This window comes from Chryseosolibacter histidinae, assembly GCF_018598225.1.
In the GTDB taxonomy this organism is placed as follows: domain Bacteria; phylum Bacteroidota; class Bacteroidia; order Cytophagales; family Cyclobacteriaceae; genus Chryseosolibacter; species Chryseosolibacter histidini.
The window spans coordinates 41,686-63,624 of record NZ_JAHESF010000025.1; the positions used below are offsets into that span (position 1 = coordinate 41,686).

At 50.2% G+C, this 21,939-nt stretch carries 19 protein-coding genes; 6 read left to right on the forward strand and 13 right to left on the reverse strand.

Annotation, left to right across the window (positions count from 1 at the left end):
• Positions 1 to 84 precede the first annotated feature (84 nt).
• Positions 85 to 1,359: a PQQ-dependent sugar dehydrogenase gene (locus tag KK083_RS21140; protein ID WP_254167340.1), complete on the forward strand. Its 1,275-nt coding sequence runs from the start codon at positions 85 to 87 to the stop codon at positions 1,357 to 1,359.
• 9 nt (positions 1,360 to 1,368) lie between these two features.
• Positions 1,369 to 1,767 carry a c-type cytochrome gene (locus KK083_RS21145; protein WP_254167341.1) on the forward strand — a complete coding sequence of 133 codons (399 nt, stop codon included), beginning with the start codon at positions 1,369 to 1,371 and terminating at the stop codon, positions 1,765 to 1,767.
• An 80-nt stretch (positions 1,768 to 1,847) separates the two neighbouring features.
• Here KK083_RS21145 and KK083_RS21150 read toward each other — a convergent pair whose 3' ends face one another.
• The 11 genes from KK083_RS21150 to KK083_RS21200 all read right to left on the reverse strand — a co-directional run bounded on the left by KK083_RS21150 (position 1,848) and on the right by KK083_RS21200 (position 16,399).
• Positions 1,848 to 3,380, reverse strand: a complete 1,533-nt coding sequence (locus KK083_RS21150; RefSeq protein WP_254167342.1) for a RagB/SusD family nutrient uptake outer membrane protein — start codon at positions 3,378 to 3,380, stop codon at positions 1,848 to 1,850.
• 18 nt (positions 3,381 to 3,398) lie between these two features.
• Entirely contained in the window at positions 3,399 to 6,470 is a 3,072-nt protein-coding gene (locus tag KK083_RS21155) for a SusC/RagA family TonB-linked outer membrane protein (RefSeq protein ID WP_254167343.1), read from the reverse strand.
• A gap of 365 nt (positions 6,471 to 6,835) precedes the next feature.
• Complete coding sequence (locus KK083_RS21160) at positions 6,836 to 7,783, reverse strand: L-histidine N(alpha)-methyltransferase (protein ID WP_254167345.1); 948 nt, start codon at positions 7,781 to 7,783, stop codon at positions 6,836 to 6,838.
• A gap of 24 nt (positions 7,784 to 7,807) precedes the next feature.
• Positions 7,808 to 9,040 carry an ergothioneine biosynthesis protein EgtB gene (gene egtB, locus KK083_RS21165; RefSeq protein WP_254167347.1) on the reverse strand — a complete coding sequence of 411 codons (1,233 nt, stop codon included), beginning with the start codon at positions 9,038 to 9,040 and terminating at the stop codon, positions 7,808 to 7,810.
• Positions 9,041 to 9,431: 391 nt separating this feature from the next.
• Positions 9,432 to 10,235: a DUF2705 family protein gene (locus KK083_RS21170; protein WP_254167353.1), complete on the reverse strand. Its 804-nt coding sequence runs from the start codon at positions 10,233 to 10,235 to the stop codon at positions 9,432 to 9,434.
• A 100-nt stretch (positions 10,236 to 10,335) separates the two neighbouring features.
• Complete coding sequence (locus KK083_RS21175) at positions 10,336 to 11,226, reverse strand: ABC transporter ATP-binding protein (protein ID WP_254167355.1); 891 nt, start codon at positions 11,224 to 11,226, stop codon at positions 10,336 to 10,338.
• Positions 11,227 to 11,306: 80 nt separating this feature from the next.
• Complete coding sequence (locus KK083_RS21180; RefSeq protein ID WP_254167357.1) at positions 11,307 to 11,876, reverse strand: DUF4252 domain-containing protein; 570 nt, start codon at positions 11,874 to 11,876, stop codon at positions 11,307 to 11,309.
• Between the two features lie 86 nt (positions 11,877 to 11,962).
• Positions 11,963 to 12,517 (reverse strand): DUF4252 domain-containing protein, encoded by a 555-nt coding sequence (locus KK083_RS21185; protein WP_254167359.1) that lies wholly within the window; start codon positions 12,515 to 12,517, stop codon positions 11,963 to 11,965.
• Between the two features lie 53 nt (positions 12,518 to 12,570).
• The gene (locus KK083_RS21190; protein ID WP_254167362.1) at positions 12,571 to 13,083 is read right to left on the reverse strand and encodes a PG0215 family putative anti-sigma factor; all 513 of its coding nucleotides are present in this window, start codon (positions 13,081 to 13,083) and stop codon (positions 12,571 to 12,573) included.
• Positions 13,073 to 13,585, reverse strand: coding sequence for a GFO_1088 family ECF-type sigma factor (locus KK083_RS21195; protein WP_254167364.1), 513 nt, complete (start codon positions 13,583 to 13,585; stop codon positions 13,073 to 13,075). The genes KK083_RS21190 and KK083_RS21195 overlap by 11 nt, the downstream gene beginning before the upstream one ends.
• A gap of 111 nt (positions 13,586 to 13,696) precedes the next feature.
• Positions 13,697 to 16,399 (reverse strand): vWA domain-containing protein, encoded by a 2,703-nt coding sequence (locus KK083_RS21200; RefSeq protein ID WP_254167366.1) that lies wholly within the window; start codon positions 16,397 to 16,399, stop codon positions 13,697 to 13,699.
• A gap of 185 nt (positions 16,400 to 16,584) precedes the next feature.
• Here KK083_RS21200 and KK083_RS21205 point away from each other — a divergent pair, with 185 nt between their 5' ends.
• Both KK083_RS21205 and ygiD read left to right on the forward strand, forming a co-directional pair.
• Positions 16,585 to 17,109, forward strand: coding sequence for a YceI family protein (locus tag KK083_RS21205; protein WP_254167368.1), 525 nt, complete (start codon positions 16,585 to 16,587; stop codon positions 17,107 to 17,109).
• A gap of 141 nt (positions 17,110 to 17,250) precedes the next feature.
• The gene (gene ygiD / locus KK083_RS21210; protein WP_254167370.1) at positions 17,251 to 18,078 is read left to right on the forward strand and encodes a 4,5-DOPA-extradiol-dioxygenase; all 828 of its coding nucleotides are present in this window, start codon (positions 17,251 to 17,253) and stop codon (positions 18,076 to 18,078) included.
• Between the two features lie 197 nt (positions 18,079 to 18,275).
• On the opposite strand, the gene KK083_RS21215 is transcribed toward ygiD, so the two are convergent.
• Entirely contained in the window at positions 18,276 to 18,797 is a 522-nt protein-coding gene (locus tag KK083_RS21215; RefSeq protein WP_254167373.1) for a 5' nucleotidase, NT5C type, read from the reverse strand.
• 234 nt (positions 18,798 to 19,031) lie between these two features.
• Between KK083_RS21215 and KK083_RS21220 the strand changes: the two genes are divergently transcribed.
• Complete coding sequence (locus tag KK083_RS21220) at positions 19,032 to 19,433, forward strand: putative signal transducing protein (protein ID WP_254167375.1); 402 nt, start codon at positions 19,032 to 19,034, stop codon at positions 19,431 to 19,433.
• 32 nt (positions 19,434 to 19,465) lie between these two features.
• On the forward strand, positions 19,466 to 19,972 hold the full coding sequence (locus KK083_RS21225; protein ID WP_254167377.1) for a TIGR00725 family protein: 507 nt from the start codon (positions 19,466 to 19,468) through the stop codon (positions 19,970 to 19,972).
• A gap of 172 nt (positions 19,973 to 20,144) precedes the next feature.
• On the opposite strand, the gene KK083_RS21230 is transcribed toward KK083_RS21225, so the two are convergent.
• Entirely contained in the window at positions 20,145 to 21,902 is a 1,758-nt protein-coding gene (locus tag KK083_RS21230; RefSeq protein ID WP_254167379.1) for an OmpA family protein, read from the reverse strand.
• Positions 21,903 to 21,939: the final 37 nt, after the last annotated feature.

Sequence of the window (21,939 nt, forward strand, 5' to 3'; positions counted from 1 at the left end):
ATTTGGTATTTTGCACTCACTATTAAATGAGTTCACGTTTACAAAAACACATCCTGTTAAATTTACAGACAAATAATTATTGATATGCAAAACAAAATATTATGCTGGGCGGTGCTTGCCGTATTTGTGCTGGCCAGCTTCGCACCGGTGAGCGATCCTATTGTTGCGCAGGAGGATGTCTCGCTACAGTTGCCGCAGGGATTTCAGGCCACCACCATCATCCCTGAGCTGGGCCGCAACCGCCACCTCGTGGTTCAGAGCAACGGCGATATCTACGTCAAGCTCGACAAGCTGAAGGATGGCGCCAAAGGTATTGTGATCCTCCGCGATGCGAACAAAGACGGGCAATATGAGATCGCTTCAAGCTTTGGTGATTATGCCGGCACTGGTATCGCCATCAAGAACGGATATTTGTACGCTTCATCCGATGACCAGGTGTTCCGCTATAAGCTCAATAAGAAAGGGGAGGTTGAGAATACGGATAAACCCGAGATCATTGTTACCGGTTTGGTGAAAGGCCGTCAGCACCAGACCAAATCCATCGCGCTTGACAACGCCGGAAATATTTATGTGAACATCGGTGCGCCTTCCAATGCCTGCCAGGAACAGGATCGCAGCAAAGGTTCTCCGGGCCAGGATCCATGCCCCATCCTGGAGACAGCGGGTGGCATCTGGCAGTTCAGGGCAGACAAGCTGAACCAATCTTACGCAGAAGGTACACGCTACGCTACCGGTATCCGCAACGTTGTGGGCCTCGACTGGAATGCGCAGGCCAATGAGCTTTACGCGATGCAGCACGGCCGTGATCAGTTCTTCCAGCTCTATCCTGAAATGTATACGGAGCAACAGAGCGCTGAGCTTCCGGCAGAAGAGCTGTTCATGGTGAAAAAAGGATCGAACTTCGGCTGGCCGTATTGCTATTACGACCAGTATCAGAAAAAGAAGATCCTGGCACCTGAATATGGCGGCGACAGCAAAAAGCAAGGCCGGTGCGAAGGTGTAGACCAGCCAGTGATGGCATTTCCCGGGCACTGGGCACCGAATGGGCTTTTATTCTATACCGGCAAGATGTTTCCTTCCAAATACAAAAATGGCGCGTTCATTGCTTTCCATGGGTCATGGAACAGGGCGCCGCTGGAGCAGCAGGGTTACAAAGTGGTGTTCGTTCCTTTTGGAAAGGATGGAAAACCTTCCGGGGATTATGAGGTGTTTGCCAACGGATTTGCCGGGGCAGGTGTTGTTCAGTCGCCGCGCGATGCCAAATTCAGACCGTGTGGTCTGGCGCAGGGACCTGATGGTGCCTTATACATTTCAGATTCTGTAAAAGGAAGGATCTGGAAGATCGTTTATAAAAAATAAAGTTTAGCAATGAAGAAAATCGTGAGTGTAGTGGCGTTCATCGCTGTGCATGCTGCCGTGCTGGCACAGTCGGCCGACAAAGCATCTATTGAAAGAGGAAAGACCGTGTATGAATCGACCTGTCTGGCCTGCCACCAGGCGGATGGGTCTGGTGTTCCGAACCTGAATCCGCCCCTGATCAAAACTAAATGGACCCTGGGTGATAAAAATCAGCTGATCAACGTTGTGCTGAAAGGCCTGGATGAAGAGATCGAAGTGGATGGCGAGACCTATCACAATGTGATGCCACCCCTGAACTACCTGTCTGACCAGGAGATCGCCGACGTGCTCACATACGTACGCAATAACTTCGGCAACAAGGCAAGCGCTATTAAGGAAGCTGACGTTAAAGCGCTACGCGAAAAATAGTAATCAGGTGATCGGTATTCAGTAATCGGTTTTAGAGCTACCCAGTTACTGACTACCGTTTACCGATCACCTATTACCACTTACTGTCCCGCCAACGGATTGCTCTGGATCTCCACGTCAGGGATCAGGAAATACAACCGGGTAGGATCAGGCTTGCGATTTTTGTTCTTGATCTGTGCCCGCACTTCGGAGATGAGCTGCACCGCCCTGTTGGTGCGCACCATGTCGAACCACCTCTTAGCCTCACCCATAAACTCGTATCCTCTTTCGCGGAACACCAGGTCATCGAACTGTTGCATGGATAATCCTGCGGCAAGATCTGCTGTCACACTGGGTGTATTGATGTCCACACCATAACCACGCCTTCTTACCTTGTTGATGGCATCGTAGGCAGCAGCTGTAGGGATGCCGTTGAGCTTATTATCGGCTTCCGCGAAGATCAGCAGCACGTCGGCATAACGATAGAAATAAAAATCATTTCCATTGCCGGTATCAATGGGGGCTTGCGGATCCTTGTACTTGCCGAAGCGCAGGTCATAGATATCGGTTTCTATTTCGGCTTTTACAACCTGGCCGTTGATCACATAGGAGTCATACAGGTTGAACCGCTTGCGCAGGTCGTTAGCATCCCAGCCGCTGATGAGCGGAGCTTTGGAGATGGCGCCACCGAACTTGTTTCCACTCACTGAAAAACCTGCAGCCTTCGCTCTCGAATCGGCATAATAGGAAGCCAGGAATGCGCCCTGGTCGATGGCCTGTGAGAACTTCAGCGAGAAAACATCTTCGGCGTTTGTGGGCAGCACGGGTGAGTACAGTGTTTCCAGCGACGTGATCAGGTCGTAGCCATACGTTGCCTTTGCATCCATCACTTCTTTCGCTTTGTCGCGTGCTTGCTGGTAATAGGTTGTGCCACCATTCAGCGGAGCACCGGCCATGGTCAGGTACACGTCTGCCAATGCAACCTTGGCAGCTCCTTTTGTGGCGCGTCCGGCCATAGACGAAGGCACCGTGTTAGGCAGTACACCTTCCGCGAAAGAAAGGTCGGCCACGATCTGCGCATAGACGTCGGGTATTTCCGTCAGCGGGATGCTGGTGTTTTCAGTATCCGTGATGGGCGTGAGGCGCAGGGGAACCTTGCCGAAGGTGCGCACAGCGAAGTAATAGCACAGGGCACGTACGAAACGCGCTTCCCCGTAAGCGGCATCTTTTAAGGTGGCACTGAGGTTCTGATCTTTGTCCAGCGCATCGATCAGCACATTGGCGCGCCCTATCGCCTCATACAAGGTGATCCAGGGTTGGTTCATGCTGGTGTTGGTAGTGCTCAGCAGGTTGGCGTAGTTGCTCCACGATACCTGGCTGCCGCCACCGTCTGCATATTCGGCCATGAGCTCGAAGCCCAGGCCAACCGTTGATTCCCACAAACGTCCGCGGCTGCGGGTCATGGGCTCATAAACACCGATGATGGTCTGCTCCAGCAAACCTGGATTGAGGTTCTCGAGGAAATCCTGCTCCAGTGCCTTGGGATCTTCTTCGAGAAGGTCGTCGCAGCCTGTGAAATTGAACGCCACCAGCGTGAGGGCGATCAACATTCCATATATTCTGGTTCGTTTCATATCCTTTTCAGTTTTGGGTTAGAAGGTAACATTGAATCCGAGGGTGTAGGTCTTGGCCGTAGGATAGGCGCCGAGGTCAACACCTTGCCTGCGGTCGTTGCCGCTGAACGAATTCACCTCCGGATCGAAACCCGAATAATTGGTGAAGGTCAGCAGGTTTTGCGCACTGACGTAAACGTTCAGACTTTTTACCGCCTTGGTATTGGCGAGCGCGAAGTTGTAATCAAGCCTGATGTTGCGCAGCCTGAAATAAGATCCGTCTTCCATGAACCGCGACGAGCGGATGTGCCGGTTGGTGGCGCCGCTGGAGATAGCAGCGCTGGGATTGGGATAAAACTCCTGCGCTGCCTTCAGCTTGTTGAACTGGTTGGCCATGGCCGGGTTGGTGAGCTCAAAAAGCGCCACGTTGTTGATGGACGAGCCACTGACGCCCTGCCATACCGTGGTGAACGTTAGCCGCTTGTACTTCAGCGAAGTGTTCACGCCATAGTACAGGTCCGGATAAGGGCTGCCGATGATCTGGTTGTCGAGCGCGTTGAGAATAGGATTGCCGGCATTGTCATAGTTGTCGTCTACATTTTCATGGATGGGCAATCCGTTTTCGTCCACACCGAGAAATTTGATGCCGTAGAAGGCGAACAGCGGATAGCCGGCCCGGATGATGCTGTTAGATCCGGAAGCGTCGTTGCCGCCCGTGCTGGGTACATCCTTGTTGTCTTTTGTTTTGGTGATCTTGTTCTTATTCTGCGAGAGGTTCACATCCAGGGCCAGCACCCAATCGTTGTTGTTGATGATGTTGGTGCCGAGGGTGATCTCCCAACCCTTGTTCTCTACTTCGCCTACATTCTCGAGCACCTGTCCGGCGAGAGTTCCGAGGCCTGCGCTCACACCGGCCGTTGGTGGCAGCTGCCTTACGGCGAGCAGGTCGGAAGTGGTCTTCACGTAGTAATCGAAAGTGATCCGGTATTTTTCGTTCATCACGCCCGCATCGACGCCTATGTTGATCTGTGAGGTGGTCTCCCATTTCAGATTCTTGTTGGCGATGGTAGGTGCCAGTCCCACCACCAGGCCGGTGCCTGCACCTTGACCGGTGTTCACCACGCGGCCCACTTGAAGTGACTGATAAGGTTTGATGGCCGGATTTCCCGTCTGGCCCCAGCTTGCCCTCAGCTTGAGCGTTGACATCCAGTCTGCTTCCTTGAGGAAAGACTCTTCCGAGATACGCCATCCGCCAGAGACGGAGGGAAATACGCCGTACTTGTTGTTGCCGGCAAATACCGAAGCACCGTCTCTTCTGACACTGGCCGCCAGCAGGTATTTCTCCTTGTAGTTGAACCGCGCCCTGGCGAACGATGAGAGGATGGTATTTTCCGAGATATCGCTCACGGGTTTGCTCACGGAGCTCGCGGCGTTGATGTTGGCATTCTTCATATCATCGGTAGCAAAGCCCGAAGCTTTCACCTCCAGTGAATTGAACCGCTCGCGCTGCAGCGAAGCACCGGCGATCACTTCCACATAAGTGCCTTCCGAGATATCGTATTTATATTCGAGGAAATCTTCCATCAGCACAGAGAGCTTATCGTATTGATTCAGCTCTGCCGCCCCGATGTTGTTCCCTAAGCGGGGAAGGATGCGGGGAAAGTAAAGATCCCTGCGGATGTGGTAGAAGTCTCCGCCGATCCGCGCCGTGTTTGAAAGCCCTTTGATGATCTCGGCCTTCACATCGATGCCACCCTGGATACGCGTTGTGGTATTCTGATCCAACACCTCTTTGGCAACAGCCACAGGATTTTCCGCATCAATACCGTTGAAGCTGAAGGGAGTTGTGTCTGTATAAGTGCCGTCAGGATTTTTGACGGGTACCACGGGAAGCGACCTGAGCACAGAGCCCACACCGGATTTGCCAAAGTTACGCGTGTTGTCACCCTGGGCAGGAGAGAAACCGTTTTGCACCGCGCGCGAAGTGATCAGTCGGGACTGTATGCTGAACCGGTCGCTGAGCTTGCTGTCCATGTTCATTCTGACAGAGCCGCGTTTATACCCCGTGTTCATCACGATGCCTTTCTGATCGAGGTAGCCACCGGAAAGAAAGAAACGGCTGCGATCTGTACCACCCGAGATGCTGAGGTTGTTGTTGAACTGGGGAGCGGTCTGGAAAACTTCGTCCTGCCAGTCGGTATCAGCGGTAGGAGTGAAGTTCTCGAGGTCAGCGGGGATGGTCTGGTTGGAGTTCACATAGAAGGCCCGGGCATAGTCGAGAAACTCCTGCGTGTTCATCATCTCCAGTTTTTTGCGTACCTGCTGAAAGCCCAGTGAGCTCTCGAAGGTGAGCTTGGGCTGGCCGGCTTTACCGGAGCGGGTAGTGATGATCACCACGCCATTGGCGGCGCGTGAACCGTAAATGGCAGCGGCAGCAGCGTCTTTCAAAACGTCGATCGATTCGATGTCAGACGGGTTGATGGTAGACAGTCCGTTGGCGCCGCGCACATCGTCATTGAATTGTGGAATTCCGTCAATGACATAGAGGGGCTCATTGCCGCCGGCGAAAGATGATACACCGCGTACGCGGATGCTGATGCCCGCACCGGGTTGCCCGGAGGCCTGTTGCACCTGTACGCCAGCCATACGTCCCTGCAACGCCTGCTCTACTGTGGTGACAGGCATTTCCCGGATCGACTCTCCTCTTACGGAAGTGATGGAGCCGGTCAGGTCAACCTTGCGCTGTGTGCCGTAGCCGACCACCACTACCTCAGACAGGGTTTTTACATCCGGCAGCAGCACCACGTCGATGGCCGTGCGTTCTCCGACCGTTGTTTCAAGAGCCTCATAACCGATAAAGGTGAACACCAGCACGGCGTTCCGGCCGGGCACCGAGAGGCGATAGGCGCCATTGACATCTGTGGCCGTACCGTTCGAGGTGCCTTTCTCGATCACATTCACCCCCGGCAAAAGATTTCCGGCGTCATCTTTCACCGTGCCGGAGACAGCCACCTCCTGCGCAAACGCTGCACGGCTGAGCAGACACATGACGAGGGTACAGACCAGGGCCCATGGCAGACCACGGCCCCGTTTCGTAAACATTACTTTCATGATTGATTGGGTTAGGGTTGAACAATCTTAAGAAACTACTTATTTAAGACGCAGAAATCGATTGAAATGCTTACAACACCTTACGGGATTTTTGTATCGAAAGTGTTAATTATCATGATGTTATCGTTGAGTCCACGGTCGACAGTCCACGGACCCTTTCACACCGGTATTCTGAGCGAAGGGCATGTGTTGGCTTTGCGGGAGCGAAGAATCCCGTGATTACAAAGTGTACGCGAAAAAGGTATGCTCACGAATTAAGTACGCACTAATCGATCTGGGGGATCCTTCGCGCCTGCTTTCTATCAGCGCAAATCACTGCTCAGGATACCGGTTCATTAGGAGAGGACTTTGCCTATTGCATTTGCTTACTGCCTACTTTTCTTCACCAGCACGTCGCAGAAGAAATGGTTGGCATCGAAGAACAGGTCTACGATCTCCAGACCGGCCTCAGACAGGGTCTTTTCTATCATGAGCAGGTCGTATTTCTGCGAGATCTCGGTATTGATCGTTTCCCAATGTGCAAAATGGTAGGTCTTTTTAAGCGCCGCGATAGGTACATCCTGGTCCTTCAGGCTGACCAGGAAGCTGCGAGCCGCACCGGTCTCAGGATCATAGGATGCATAGTGGTCGAATTGTGTGAGGGAGAACTGTGCGCCCAGCTCGCGGTTCAGTCGTCTCAGCAGGTTGATGTTGAAAGCTTTTGTTATGCCACCTTCATCATCGTAGGCGCGGGCGATGATGCGTGGATCTTTTTTGAGGTCGAAGCCGATCAGCGCCAGCCCCTGGCCCTCCAGGTGAACGGAGATATTTTTGAGGAATGCGAGCGCTTCCTGGGGAGTGAAGTTGCCGATGTTGGCGCCCAGGAAGAAGATCACTTTTTTTTCGTCTCCATGGAGCTCGCCTACCGCCTCGTAATAACTTTTGTTGACGGGCTGTATCTCCAGCTCAGGTAGATTTTTTTTCAATCTTCGGGAGAGCTGCTCCAGCACCGATGCAGAAATATCCACAGGCCGGTACGTGAACCTGACGTGGCGTGAACAAAGGTATCTTAACAGGATCTCGGTTTTCAGTCCATCGCCCGCGCCCAGCTCGATGAGTTGAAAAGGACTTTGCTGCGACTCGAAATAACGCAGCAGGTCTTCCTTGTGGTGATCCAGGATCTCGTATTCACAACGGGTTGGGTAATACTCAGACATGTGCATGATCTGCTGAAAGATCCTGTCTCCTTTTTCGTCGTAGAAAAGCCAGCTGGGGAGCGATTTATGTTTCGCTCCCAGGCCCTCCTCTACGGCCTTCCTGAGTTCACGGTTCACTATGGTGGAAGTATGCATCACCTGTTATTTCTTACATAACCTGATCCCGTTGAACTGCCACCGGAGGTGAGGATAAAAGAAGTTTCTGTAGGTCTTTCGCGAATGATTTTCAGGTGTTACGGCAGAAGCGCCGCGAAGTACCATGGTATTGATCATGAACTTCTCGTTGTATTCGCCCAGCGCGCCGTCCGGTTTTTCATATCCGGGATAGGGGAGGTAAGCGCTGTTGGTATGTTCCCAGCGCAGCCCCCACGGTAACTGGGGGGCGGCAGCTTCCCATTCTTCTTCAGTAGGAAGCCGCATGCCCTTCCATGTGGCGAAAGCGGCGGCTTCGTAAAAGCTCACGTGGGTTACCGGCTCCTCGGGGTTGACCCGTTCAAGTCCTGAAAGCGCATAACGGCACCAGGTCCCATCCGTAAAGTGCCAATACATCGGACTAGTGATGTGCTCTTCCTTCACCCAGGCCCATCCATCGCTCAGCCAGTACTCCGGGCGTTGGTATCCACCCGCTTGCATGAACTGCATGTATTCGCCGTTGGTAACAAGGCTTTTGCGGATGGAGAACGCTTTCAACAGAACGGTGTGCGCTGCCCTTTCATTATCGTAGCTGAAACCCGAGCCGCGGTGGCCGATGGTGTACCGGCCGTCAGAGATAGAAATAAAATCGTGGTCGGTCTCATTGTGCGGCGTTTCTTTGATCTCCTTGCGGTAGGCCGGAAACAGCGGATTGTGACCGAGAATAAATTTGATATCGGTATACAGCAGCTCCTGGTGCTGTTGCTCATGATTAAAACCTATTTCGAGGATGGGAAGCGCTTCTGCCGGAAAATCCCTCAGCAACCAATGCATGTGCTCATCCACATAGCCGCGGTATTGAAAGATCTCTTCCACCGTAGGCCTTGAAAGGTTGCCGCGATCCGCACGAAGCACATGGGTGCCCACGCTTTCATAGTAGCTGTTGAACAAGAACGAATACTGCGGGTGAAAGCGCGTGTAATTTTTGTAATAACGCGCGAGTATGAACTCTTCAAAGAACCATGTGGTATGCGCCAGGTGCCATTTGGGTGGGCTTACATCTGCCGACGGCTGTACAACATAGTCTTCTGTAGCCAACGGCTCACAAACATACTCACTGTATCTTCTGATGGTTGAATACCGCTCGGTGAGCGTTGCCTTGCTTGGTGCTTTCCGGGTTGCTTTTCTGGTAAACCGTTGCAAATCCGCTGTTAATCCCCTCATAACTCTTTCGCTGATCATCGGTTTTTTTAGATTCTAAAAATATACCAGATCGCGGTGAGGACGTCCTTCCCCAGCGAAAACCAGTCGGCCATTCATGAAATATCGCCCCTTCGTTTTGCAGCCGGTCTGATGAACATATGGCTCGCCTAATTTTTCTATCTGCTATGCGATTGACTATCGCGTTGCGGCAATACCGTTAATTAAGGAACCGACTAAAAATATTCAGCCATCTTAAATGTAGGTTTAGCTCTGAAAGGGCGTAATGTCAATAGCCATGGGTGCAGCCATGGCTATTGTGCATTTTGCATTTTTACGTGTCATAGGTAATCTGGATCAGTGTCTTGTCTCTGGCACGTCACGCATGCGCCAGATCAGGGGTGCTGTCGACCATGAATAAAACAACGCTCGATCAAATGTCAGCTTTTTTGAGCTTGAGGTAACTGAAGTAGTTGAAGAGCACGGTCCAGGCAACCACGATCAGCGCTGAGCCAATGTCAATGTAATCTTTGATCTCCTGGAAGGCGTAGCGCGGATACGGGATCGCAATCAGGTTCCAGATGGATCTCATCGGGAAGAAAGGGATCAGCCACGGAAGCTCATCATCGATATTGGCCGTGATGATGAGCTCGATCATCTGCGAAAGCAGCAGCAAGATGATGGTAAGGCCCGACCGTTGAATGAGGATGCTGATCAGCAGCGCATACGATAAAAAGAAAAAGATCTCCAGAAAATACGCAGGGAAGAACTCGAGGTCCGTGAGGATGTTGCTGTAAGCGGCCGATGGACTGTAAATAAGTCCGGTGATGAGTCCGATCACAAAGATCATGGCCACGCTCATGAGGCTGAGCAGCACATTGGTCGATATTTTGGAATACAGAAATTGAGAGCGGCTGAGACCGTCGATGATGTTCTGGCGCAGCGTGCGGTAGGCGAACTCGTTGGTCACGGAGATCACCACCATAATGGCCAGCACTACCTTGAACAGACCACTGAACCAGATGAGGTTGTGCCACACATCCGGGAAGTGGTACAGGGGAATACGGTTGATGTTGATCTTCTGGCCAAAATCTGCGAAGGTCCTTGCCAGCAATTTCAGGAACTCCATTCCGCTGGCGGTGGCAAAAGCAAGTGTTATAAAATACAGACCGCATACAACCCAGAAGGTTCTGTAGCTGGTCAGTTTTTTCAGGTCTATTTTAAGCAGTTGAAGCATGGTCTTGTAAGTACGAGGTTAGAGGTACGAATGTGAAGGTACGAGGTACGAAATACGAGGTACGAGCCCACGTACTTCGTACCTCGTACCTCGTACTTTTTTACGATTCTGCCAGTATTTCGAGAAATTGCTTTTCAAGGCTTTTCTTTTTGGTAACGAGGTGTGAAGCAACAATACCTTTTTCAAAAAGGAACTGGTTCAGGTCTTTACTTTTGAAGCCATCGCGCAGGGATACCTGGAAGCTTCCGTTCTCGCGGTTGATAGAAGAAGTGCCGGCGAACGAAAGCAGGATCTCGTTGAGGTTGCTCACGTCTGCATTCACCTCCACGGTATCGGTGCCTTTGCCAACCTCGTCCACGGGACCCGTATGGATCAACGAACCTTTCTTCAGTACTGCGAAATGAGTACAAACCTTTTGCACTTCATCCAGCAGGTGGCTGGCCAGAATAATGGTTTTTCCCTGGACGGCGATCTTGCGGATCAGCTCACGGATCTCCGCGATGCCCATGGGGTCGAGCCCGTTGGTGGGTTCATCCAGGATCAGCACGGTGGGGTCGTTGAGCAGCGCGGAGGCAATAGCCAGGCGTTGCTTCATACCCAGAGAGTAGGTTCTGTATTTGTCGTTCCTGCGTTCAGTCAGCTCCACCAGCTCGAGTACCCGCGGGATGCTGGCGGGATCGCATTGTTTGATCATACAATTGAGCTCGAGGTTCTTCTGGCCATTCAGGTACGGATAGAATATCGGGTGTTCCAGCACGGCGCCGATCTTTTTCCTGACGTGGTGGCTGGGCGTTTCGCCAAACCAGCTGTACGTTCCGGAAGTAGGATTCACCACGCTCATGAGCATGCCTAGCGTGGTGGTCTTTCCGCTTCCGTTCGGCCCCAGCATGCCAAATACCTGGCCTGCCTTGACTTCGAGGTTGAGATTGTTAACAGCCTTTATGCGGCCGAAATGTTTGGTGAGATTTGAGATCGAGAGAACCGTTTCCACAGCAATATGAGTTTGAACGATGATCTTAAAAAAAGAAAGTTAGCAAAAAATTGGTCGCTTGAAGTGTGTCAGAATTACACTCAGTGTTTTTTGCCGGGATTTTCTTTCCGGTCGTCATTATCATCATCGTCATCATCTTCACCACCATTGGCGAAGGCCTTGATCTTTTTACCGATATCGGAGCTGCTGTCAATGGTTTTGTAAAGCTCGGTGACCTTGTTCAGGGCGATGCTGCCCACGATATCGAGCACATAAAGATTCTTATCGTCGTTAACAAGCACCAGCATAGCTTTGGTCTTGTTGTCTTTTTCCCGGATGAAGATATCGAAGTTCTTTCCGTCCATGCGGCTGGTCATGATCTCTTCGAAGGCTTCTGACTTGTAATCGCTTTTCACCTTCTTGTATCCGGTGGCACTGAGGGCTTCACCGGTTTTTTTGATCATCAGGAATTTCATTTTTTCGATGTCTTTGATCAGCTCATCGAAGGCCTTGTCTTCCTGCTGATTGAGCATGCGAAGGGTATTGTTGTAAAAGAAGAAAGCCATGGCGTCGTACTTTTTCTCCAGGGCCTCAGTGGTTTTGCTTTGCGCGCCGGCCAGTACAGCACACGACATCAAGAGGGTTATGATCAATGATCGATTGGGTTTCATAAACATGTGATGGATTTAACTATTAACACGTTAAAACAGAAAAAGCGTTGCCTGGTGAGCAACGCTTTTTGTTAAAATCTTTTCTGTTAATGATGGCTGGTTTTATTCTCGTCTTTCTTTTCGCCTTTCTTGTCTTCACCGATGCGATGCAGGTTCTCGAGACCTTTTACGTCCATACGTTTGCCGATGCGTGATACCTGCTTCAGGTCAATTTCACCGAAGAGACTCATCACCATGAACTCTTCATTTCCACCCATCACCATCAGCAGCTCGGAGATCTTGCCACCGCTTTCCTTGATCATGAATTTCATGTCTTTGTCTTTATCGCGCACGGTCATCAGCTCTTCGTAATCTTTGGGGATCAGCGAAAAGGCTTCCTTGTAGAGCTCGCGTGCATTGCGGGCGTCTTCCTTTGCCAGGATCTTGAGGCCCTTCAGCTTGCTGATGGCTTCGACGATGTCTTTATCTTCGGGTGTTTCTATTTCCATGTTCGTGATGAGGCCGAACATCTTGCTGGAAATATTCACCTGGTTGAATGATTCGTCATTCTGGTACTTGTTGAAGAATTTTGAGATGGCATCCTGGGCAAAAGCTCCACTTACCATCATCATCATCACAACTGCTGCAACTATCTTTTTCATATTCTTTGATGTTTTAAATTCTTATTTATTTCTAGTGGGTTGGTACGATCGGTTTATAACGCCCTTTTCTCTTCATTTTTCTGGATCTGCTGCTGGGCCTCGTTGAACATGTTTATCTTCTTGGCCTTTTCTTCAGCAGTGCCGAAGCTTTTGGAGATCATCATCAGCGCTTTTTTGGTTTCTTCCAGCGCCAGCTTCGGGTCGTCGTAGGTATCTACCATTTCCTGCGGTGTTGATTCCCTGATCTCGTTCCGCACCAGGAATGTGGCTACTACCAGCACACTGACACCGGCGGCGATGCGCAATGTGTTATAGAAGATCCTTACCACTTTTCCCTTGCTCGGTGGCGGGGTGTTTATTTTTTTCATCAACGCGGTGTCAAAAGCACCGTCGTTCAATGTCTTTTTTTTGTGCGTGTCGAAATACCGGAACAAAGTGGCGGTCTCTTTCCACTGCTCGGGGATCTGCTCACCCCGGAAGTACTCACGCAGCTGCTGCTCTTCTTCGAGAGAAGTCTCGCAGTTCCAGTACTTGTTCAGCAGTTCGTCAATTTTATTAGAGTCCATAAGCATTGATCTTCGTTAGTTTTTCGCGCACTGCATTTCGTGCCCTGAACAGGTTTACCTTCACCTGGTTCATGTCCAGCTCGAGAATGTCGCAGATCTCGTTGTAGCTGTACCCTTCCACATCCCGGAGGTGTATGATCTGCCGTTGCTTTTCGGGCAAGGCGGCGATGAACTGAGTTATTTTTTGCATACTCTCATGGGCTTCTGTTGATTCATGAGGCGTTAACGCTTCGTGTTGAACATTAAAGCTCTCTTCGATCGGCTGTGTTTGCTTGCGCGTGAGGGAACGGATGCGGTCGAGCGACAGGTTCCTGGTGATGCGCATACACCAGGCTTCCCAGTTTTGTACGTCCGCCATCTGCTCCCGGCCGTTCCAGACCCTGATAAATACCTCCTGAACAATGTCCTTGGCCTCCTCCTCATTGCCTAAAAACCTCAGTGCAAAGCGAAAAAGCTTGTTTTTTGCAGGTAAAACCCGGTTTTGGAAAGCTTCTAGGTTCATCCGATTAAATTCAATATCAAGACGGCAGGTGTAAGCCGATGTTACAGCTAAAAATAAAATATTTCGTTCAGTTTTTGACGTCGGTTTTTAAGCGGGTGGGTTTTATTCCCCCTACTTTCGCCTGGCTTTGGCTTCGCGGATCAACTTCAACCGGATGTTTTCCGCGGAAACGGGCTCGTAATTTCCTTTTCCGAGAGTGGCGATGGCTTCGAGGGTTTTGGAGGTGCCGGCCCCTTTGCCGAAGTTGAAGACGGAGAGGAAGATGTCTTGTTTTGTAAAGTTGCCGATCAGCTGACGTATTTCATCGCCGATCTCAAACTCGCCGTCGGTGGCGAGAATGATGCGGTTGTTGCCGCCACGGATATAATTTTCGTCCGCCACTTTATAGGCAAGCTTCAGTGCAGCATTGCCATCGGTCTTGCCGGAAGAGGAGAGGTCGTTCACTGCCTTCCTGATCTTGTCTTCTTCTTTAAAGGAAGTCGATTTGAGCAGGATCCGGGGTTTGCCTGAAAACGCGATGATAGAGATATGGTCTTCCTGCCGCATCATGGAAAGCATATCGAGCATCGATTGTTTCAGCAACGGAAGTTTGCCGGGTTGGTTCATGGACCCGGAGACATCGAGCAGCAGGATCATGTTGTTGGTGGCATAACCCTCCATCGATCGCAAGTCATCTGTCGATCCTGTGAGGTATACCGTATCGCGTTTTTCGATATAGACCGTGTCATGTACAACCGTCGTTTTTGCACCAGGTACCGCTGTTGGTTTGTCTTTCGCTGTGGCATTGTTCTGAACATTTCCGCTGCCTGGTCTCACAGGCTCGTTTGTCTTATTCTGTGTTGCCTTTGCTTTTGACGAAGCCTGGTGCAGTGCGAACAGCTCAGGCTGCTTGATGGTTTTAAGATGATACACCGAAGTTGACAGCTCACAGAATTTGTTGTAATCATCTACGATCTCATTGTAGAGATAAACCATGGAGTGATACGGATGACTATAGCCCGATGAGGTACCAGCAGGTTTCAATTTCTTAAAATCTTCGCTCAACCTCCTTGCTGTCTCCGGCAGATCTTCATAAGGTGTATAAGGACAAAGCCCATTGTTGCGACCGATCTTCTGAATACCTTTCATGTTCTCGTATTCGTTGGCAATAACCTCACGAACGGTCTTGTCAATTTCTTCGGTAGGCACTGTTACGGTAGAATCTCCGTTGTAATACGCCTTTGCCTTGAACAGCGCCTCGCGGTTGAGGTCAGTGAGTGTGCGAAGCGCTTTGCCGGAGATCTGCCACGCACTTGCTGTGTTGGTCACGGGATAACTATCGTACACGGCACGAAGGTCATTATAGAGAAGCTCTTTTTTCTCATCCCAGATCCTGAACAATTCAGCCTGTCGTTCCAGGATGGTGTATACCCGCGCAAGCCTGTCTTGTTCGTACTTTCTTTCCTTTACTTCCGTTTCAAGCACGGCGCAGAGGTCGTCCATTTCTTTCAGCACATTGAGCAACACTTCGGCCTGATCGTTCAGTGCTTTACCATAGGGAGCAGGAACCACATTGCCGCCGCTCACTGCTTTCTGGTAGTAGGACAAGGGCACTTTGTAATCTCCATAATCGAAATGCATGGGCGCTCGGCGCCCGTAGCTCTCCAGGTTTTTGAACGAGGCTGCCGTCGAGCTGAAGTTGCCGATCACTGACTGGAGGTAGCCGGTTTCACGCCAGCATTCGTTGATAAACTCGACATAGGCGAGGAGTGATTCAAAAACCGGCTTACCGATAGCCGTCTTCTGGACTGCTACCTTCAACGGCGTGTAGGGTCTATCCTTGAAAGGTTTTACGTCAACACTGACTGCTTTTGACTGTGAGCGGATCTCGAAAAGGGGAACGTATTTGATGGTCTTCAATCCACGATAATTGTCACGCTCCGAGAATTGAATGAATGTGTTATAGTCCGATACCAGCGTGCCGTTGAAATAGTTGATCAGTTCCAGGTACACATCGTTGCTATGCTTGTCCGATTTTTTTGCCTCATAGTTATATCCATCGAGCGCATTTCTTTTTATCTCCAGAATAGAAGACAGTGCCTCCTGGAAAGCAGACCACATGCTGGAAGCAGGATATTTCAGGGTTGTGTTGAGACCCTTTAAAGCGCTGAGCTGGCGATCGGTTTCTGGAATGCTTTCGGTCAGCTTGTCCACCGGCCAGCCTGTGTGCACCTTTTCTTCCAGGTTGAAGCTCCAGGTGTCAATTAATTGCCTTTCCATTCCGATCACGGCCAGCATTCGCGCATCGGATTGCTGGTAATTTTTGTCGGCCGTGCCACCGCCTAGTTTTTTATAAGATGTCTCCAGCACAAGCTGAAAAGCACGAAGCTTTTTTTGATAATCTGCTGTGAGTGTCTGCAGTTCTGCGATGAGCGATCTGGCCCTGGCAAAATTATCCTGCTTGTAATCTTCAAGCTTGTGATAGGTGTCGAGTGCCTTGCATTGCTGATCGATCTTTTGTTCGGCACCGCGGAGGTTTTCAAGGGCACTGCTCAACGATGCAGCTACGTTGCCAAGGGTCTTGCATTGGCTGACGGCATTGTTGTAATAATAGACATCGGCAGGAGAAGGACAGACATACCGCGGTGCGCCGAAGTTTTTCCGCTCAAGCGAAGGATAATAATCAATGATACTCCTGATCACAGCAGTAACGCCATCGGCCGTCTGGTTGGCGTAATCCACGCAGGCGTTCAGGCTTTTTTGCTGCGCCGGGGTGATCTGGGCAAGTACCGGAATGGACCAAAAACAGAGTAAAACGCTGATCGGGGTTCGCATGGTCAATCTTACTGGAAATAAATGGTCTTTAAAAATGCCTTAAGAAAGCCTCAAACGAGCCTGATTTCCCGGTTTTATATCCCCTTCCAATATTTTTTTAAGAAAAGTTAAACGGCAGGGAAACTATCCATGGATCAAATTGTTGTATATACAACTATCATTACAACAATATAACCAATAAGATTATGACAACCTGGAAAATCGATCCTACCCACTCAGAAGTGAAGTTTAAAGTGAAACACCTCGTGGTTTCTACTGTAACAGGTCATTTCAATAAATTCGACGCTACTGCACAAACTGCTACCGGCGATTTCTCAGATGCCAAGCTCACCTTTGAAGCAGACATCAACAGCATCGATACCAAAAACGAGCAGCGCGACGGTCACCTTAAGTCACCCGATTTCTTTGATGCGGCCAACCATCCGAAGCTGACCTTTGTTTCGAAGTCGGTGAAAAGGAAATCAGGTAACGAGTACGAAGTAACAGGCGATCTCGCCATCCGCGGCACCAAGAAAGAAGTGAAGTTCGACGCCATCTACAATGGTACAGTGAAGGGTTTTGGTGGTACTGATGTGGCAGGATTTGAGATCACTGGCAAGATCAACCGTCAGGAGTACGGACTGGCCTGGAGCGCTTTGACAGAAGCCGGTGGTGTGGTAGTGGGCGATGATGTGAAGTTTGAGATCAACGCCGAGTTCAACAGAGCTTAAATCACTGGCTGATTCCCGGCGATCTTTAGTGAAGACGATTTTTAGTGAAGCAGAAAGATCGTCCGGGAATATTACCTTGCAGCTCCTGAGCCTATGACACGCGCAGAATTTTTATCACACACTGTTGGAGGAATGTTTGCCATGAACTCATTGAAGGATCTTAAAAAATTCACGGATACCCTGAACCCGCAAGACCGCACCATGCCGGCGCTGTTTGTGGGCCACGGTTCGCCCATGAATGGCATTGAAGACAATGTGTTCAGCGAAAGCTGGCAGGCCCTGGGCAAGGAGATCCCCACACCAACGGCAGTGCTGTGCGTATCGGCGCACTGGCTCACGCGGGGTACGCAGATCACAGCCATGGATCATCCGCAAACCATTCACGACTTCGGTGGTTTCCCGAAAGCGTTATTCGATGTTCAGTATCCGGCTCCTGGAAGTCCGGCGCTGGCCGCAGAGACGGCATCGCTTGTGAAGAAAACGAACGTGGGACTGGATCACGAATGGGGCCTCGACCATGGAAGCTGGACCGTGATCAGGCGGATGTATCCTGATGCCAATATTCCCGTACTTCAACTCAGCATCGATTACACCAAAGATGCGCAATATCATTACGAGCTTGCCAAAGAGCTGGCGGCCCTTCGAAAAAAAGGTGTGTTGATCATGGGCAGCGGAAACATGGTCCACAATCTTCGCATCATGAACTGGCAGACGCCGGATACCGGTTACGACTGGGCCGTTGAGATAAATGAAAAATTCAAACACCTGATCCGTGAAAACGATCACCACGCGCTGATCCGGTACGAGGATCTCGGACAAGCTGCGAAGCTTTCCATTCCCACACCGGAGCACTACCTGCCGATGCTGTACACGCTGGGATTGAAAGGTGCGAATGAACAGTTGAGCTTCTTCAACGACAAAACCATGATGGGCTCCATCTCGATGACGTCCTTTAAAATCGGAGCATAGAACTTACGTTAGCAAGTGACTTGGCCTGTGTTATCGTGAAGTGTGTGGTTAGTCCACAGTCGACGGTCCACAGACGTACAGCATTGATTCAAGAGTTTATTGGAACAATAGAGACGTGAATAGTGCTCGATCCAGTTGACGTTGCACCACCCGGCCGTGGTCTGTCGACTGTGGACCGTGGACTTTCCTTCATGATTTCATAACAACCTTTCTCCAACCTCTCTCCAATTATTCAATCTACCGAACCGATTGACGTGCATGTTGTGCGGCGCGGTGAAAAGGAATTTTTCTCCGTTGAACTTTTCGAGGTTGTGCGGAAGGTCATCGATCATGTAATCGCCATATACCACGGCCTTGCTACCGCAGAACACAAATTGTTTCCAGGTGAGGAAAGGAAAATGTTCGTTGAGCCACTCCAGCTTTTCGGGCAACGATTGCGGGAACTCCATGGCCGCTGAAACAATGAACAGCTCGTATTTCCGATTGAGCTTCTCCATCACCTCCTGGCTGTTCTCGTTCACTTTCATAGTGCGGAAAAAATTGATGCGATAAGGAAATTCTCTAAGCACATGATGGTTCTCGGGAAAACCTTCGCCTTCATCCTTGCCATTGAGTACAGAGCGTTCGATCCGGATGCCAAACTCCTTTTCATAATAGTGGATGAACTGTCCCGTAGCATCGGCCATGACGTCATCCATGTCAACAATCAGTCTCTTCATCTTTGCGCTTCCTAAGCTGTTTTTCTTTATCTTTCTTTGGGGGCTAAATTAACCAGGATTAATCAGGATTAATAGATTTTCAGGATTAACAGGATTGTGACCAGGATTATTAGGATTTGTAGGATTAACAGGATTGAAATACAGTTTTACCTACTGGCTTGCAGACGCTTCCCTATGGACGCGATCAGGAAAGAACAGTGAAGGATAGGCAGTTAAAAACTGATCAGGAATTTTATGACGCACGACCAGGAGGAGATCATTGTATTCAGGCAATTTGAAAATGCCATCGACGCCAGCATTGCCAAGTCAAAGCTGGACGCTTATGGTGTGCCTTGTTTTCTGACGGAAGAAAATATAACGAATCTTTATCCCGGCCAGCATTACCTTCCTTTCAGGGTGCGGTTGCATGTGTTCAAGAGAGATGTTGCACAGGCTGAGGACTTGTTGCACGAAAGCCTTCTTCAGGTTGATCACGCAGAGCTGGAATGCCCTAACTGCCGTTCGCGCAACGTGCAACGCGATTTCCCCAAACGATTTAGTATGAAACCTTTGCCCGCCTTAAGTCTTGTACTTTTTGGTGTATTGTTTCCACATAAAAAAGTTAATCATTGTCTTGATTGTGATAATGAATTCTGATGTTGTTAAATTAGCGACCTCAAAACCTTCTTATGGCGAGAAAAACAATTGTTGGCATTATGGGCCCCGGAGAAAATGCAACTCCGGAAGACAATGAAATTGCATTTGAATTGGGCAAAGCAGTTGCGGAGCATGGCTGGGTTATTCTAACCGGCGGCCGCAGCTTCGGCGTAATGGATGCGGCCATGAAAGGCGCGCATGAAGGCAATGGCCTCACCATCGGCGTATTGCCCAACGACAATTCCGTCAATTCGTCTGATAATGCAGACATCAAGATACTGACCGGTATGGGCAGCGCCCGCAACATGATCAACGTATTGTCAAGCCACGTGATCGTTGTCATCGGTATGGCCGCCGGCACCGCCTCCGAAGTAGCCCTCGCCCTGAAGAGCAACAAAAAAGTTATATTATTAAACCAGGATGAGATCACCATCCGGTTTTTCAAAAATATCGGAACCTATAAAGTGATGGTGTCAAGCTCCGTATCGGAAACGATCGCGATGATCAAGGATTATCTCTCCGTATATCACGTGTATTGAAAATAGTCCATGGTCCATGGTCGATAGTCCATGGACGGTGGTGTAAATTCAACACTTTCTCCTCTTTTGAAGATTAGTCGTCAGTCCACTGCGCACAGGGCTTAGCGCCCGGCAGTGGTCCGACGACTGCTGTGTCCTGCTATGGACTATGGACCATCGACTATCGACTGTTTTACTTCTTCAGCACCGTAAACTCTACGCGCCTGTTATTGGCCTGTCCATCAGGTGTATCATTGGTATCGATGGGTTTCGCTTCTCCGTAACCGTGTGCGGTGAGGCGATGGCTTTCGATTCCCTGGCTGGCGATGTAGTCCACCACCGCTTGTGAACGGCCCTGTGACAAATTCAGGTTGTAGTCGTCAGAGCCTTTGCTATCGGTATGGCCTGATATTTCAACCTCTACGGTATTGTTCTGCTTCAGGAAGTCCACCACCTTGTTGAGCTCGGTGAATGACTCTTTCTTCAATGTAGTTTTATCAAAATCGAAATAGATATTCTTCAGCCTCACCGTTACACCTACTTCGATCGGCTCGAGGTAAACGTCTTTGGTCACCGGCGTGAGCTCTTCATTGTCGATGGAAACACTATCAGTAGTGTTCATATATCCTTCCGCAGAGGCGGCGATCAGGTACGTGCCCAGCTTCGGCACAGGCTGCTCATATTTCCCGTCAACGGCCTGCAAAGATGACGTTGTTTTTCTGTCGCTCCTGAGTGATACATTCAGTTTTGCATTAATGGTCTTTTCGGTTTTCTTGTCGTACACATTGCCCGTCAGCATGAGCTTTTTAGCTACTGGTGTCAGGAGGATCTCAACGTTGAGGGTAGTGTCGTTATACAGGGCAGGTACCTTGAAAGACTGCTCTTTGGGAAGGAAGCCCTGGGCACTGGCGCTCACTACGTATTCAGTTACCTCGGGCATTTTTGTTTCGAACTTGCCGGTGGTGTTTGACTTCAGCTTCAGCGGGTCCTTTTCTTTTAACCTCACTTCAACATCGGCCTGCAGGGGTGTGTTTGTCTTCTGGTTGTAGACCATGCCCACGAGGTTGATCTTGATGGTTTTGGGCACCAGCATGTAGAGGTCCAGTTGGGCACCTTCCAGCGCTTTGTTGGCGCGGCTGGTAAACACGTTGCCGGCCTCATCCATGGTGAAATAAAAATCGAGGGCGCTGGTGTTGATCGGTTTGCCCATGTTCACAGGCTCTGACCAGTTGTTCCAGGTGTCGTCAAGACGGGTACATTTATAGATATCCACGCCGCCTTGTCTTCCGGGTGCCTGGCGTGCGCTGCCGAAGAAAAGTGTCTTTTGATCCGGACCAATGAAAGGCCCCACCTCGTCAAGGTTGGTGCTGAGCTTTAACTTCTCGGGCCTGGAATAGCTTCCATTCCCCTGCAGGTGACTGGCATAGAGGTCGCTGACGGCGCTGCCATCCTTTTCGCTGAAATAAAGGATAATATGTTTTCGGTCTGCAGAGATGCTGGCGCCATAGAAACGGCCCTGGTTCATCTTTTTGAAGTCAACCACTTCGAGCTCGGTGAGTCCGCCGCCCTTGCTGGCGATGGAGAACCCTTTTTCACCTTTACTTCTGCCGCCCCTGATGAAGAGGCCGCCGTCGGGCAATACGGTGAATACCTGGTTGGAAGGATGGATATTAAAAGGTGAGCGAAGGTGCTGCGCAGGTCCCCAGACTCCATTGGCATCTTTTTCTGACATCCAGATGTCCTGTGTATCGTCTTTGCCAAGGGTGTTCTCCGGATGGTCCTGAACGAAGAAGTATAATGTTTTGCCGTCTGGTGATACAACCGGGGCGGCTTCGTGATGGAATGTGTTGACCGTTTTATCCATCTTCACCAGCTCGTAACGTGGTGAGACCTGCTGGCACAGCGCGGACACACTGAGTGTAACAAGGAGAAGCGGTAAACATTTCTTCATGGTATAAGGGGTTAGAAACAGTAAAGTTAAAACATAA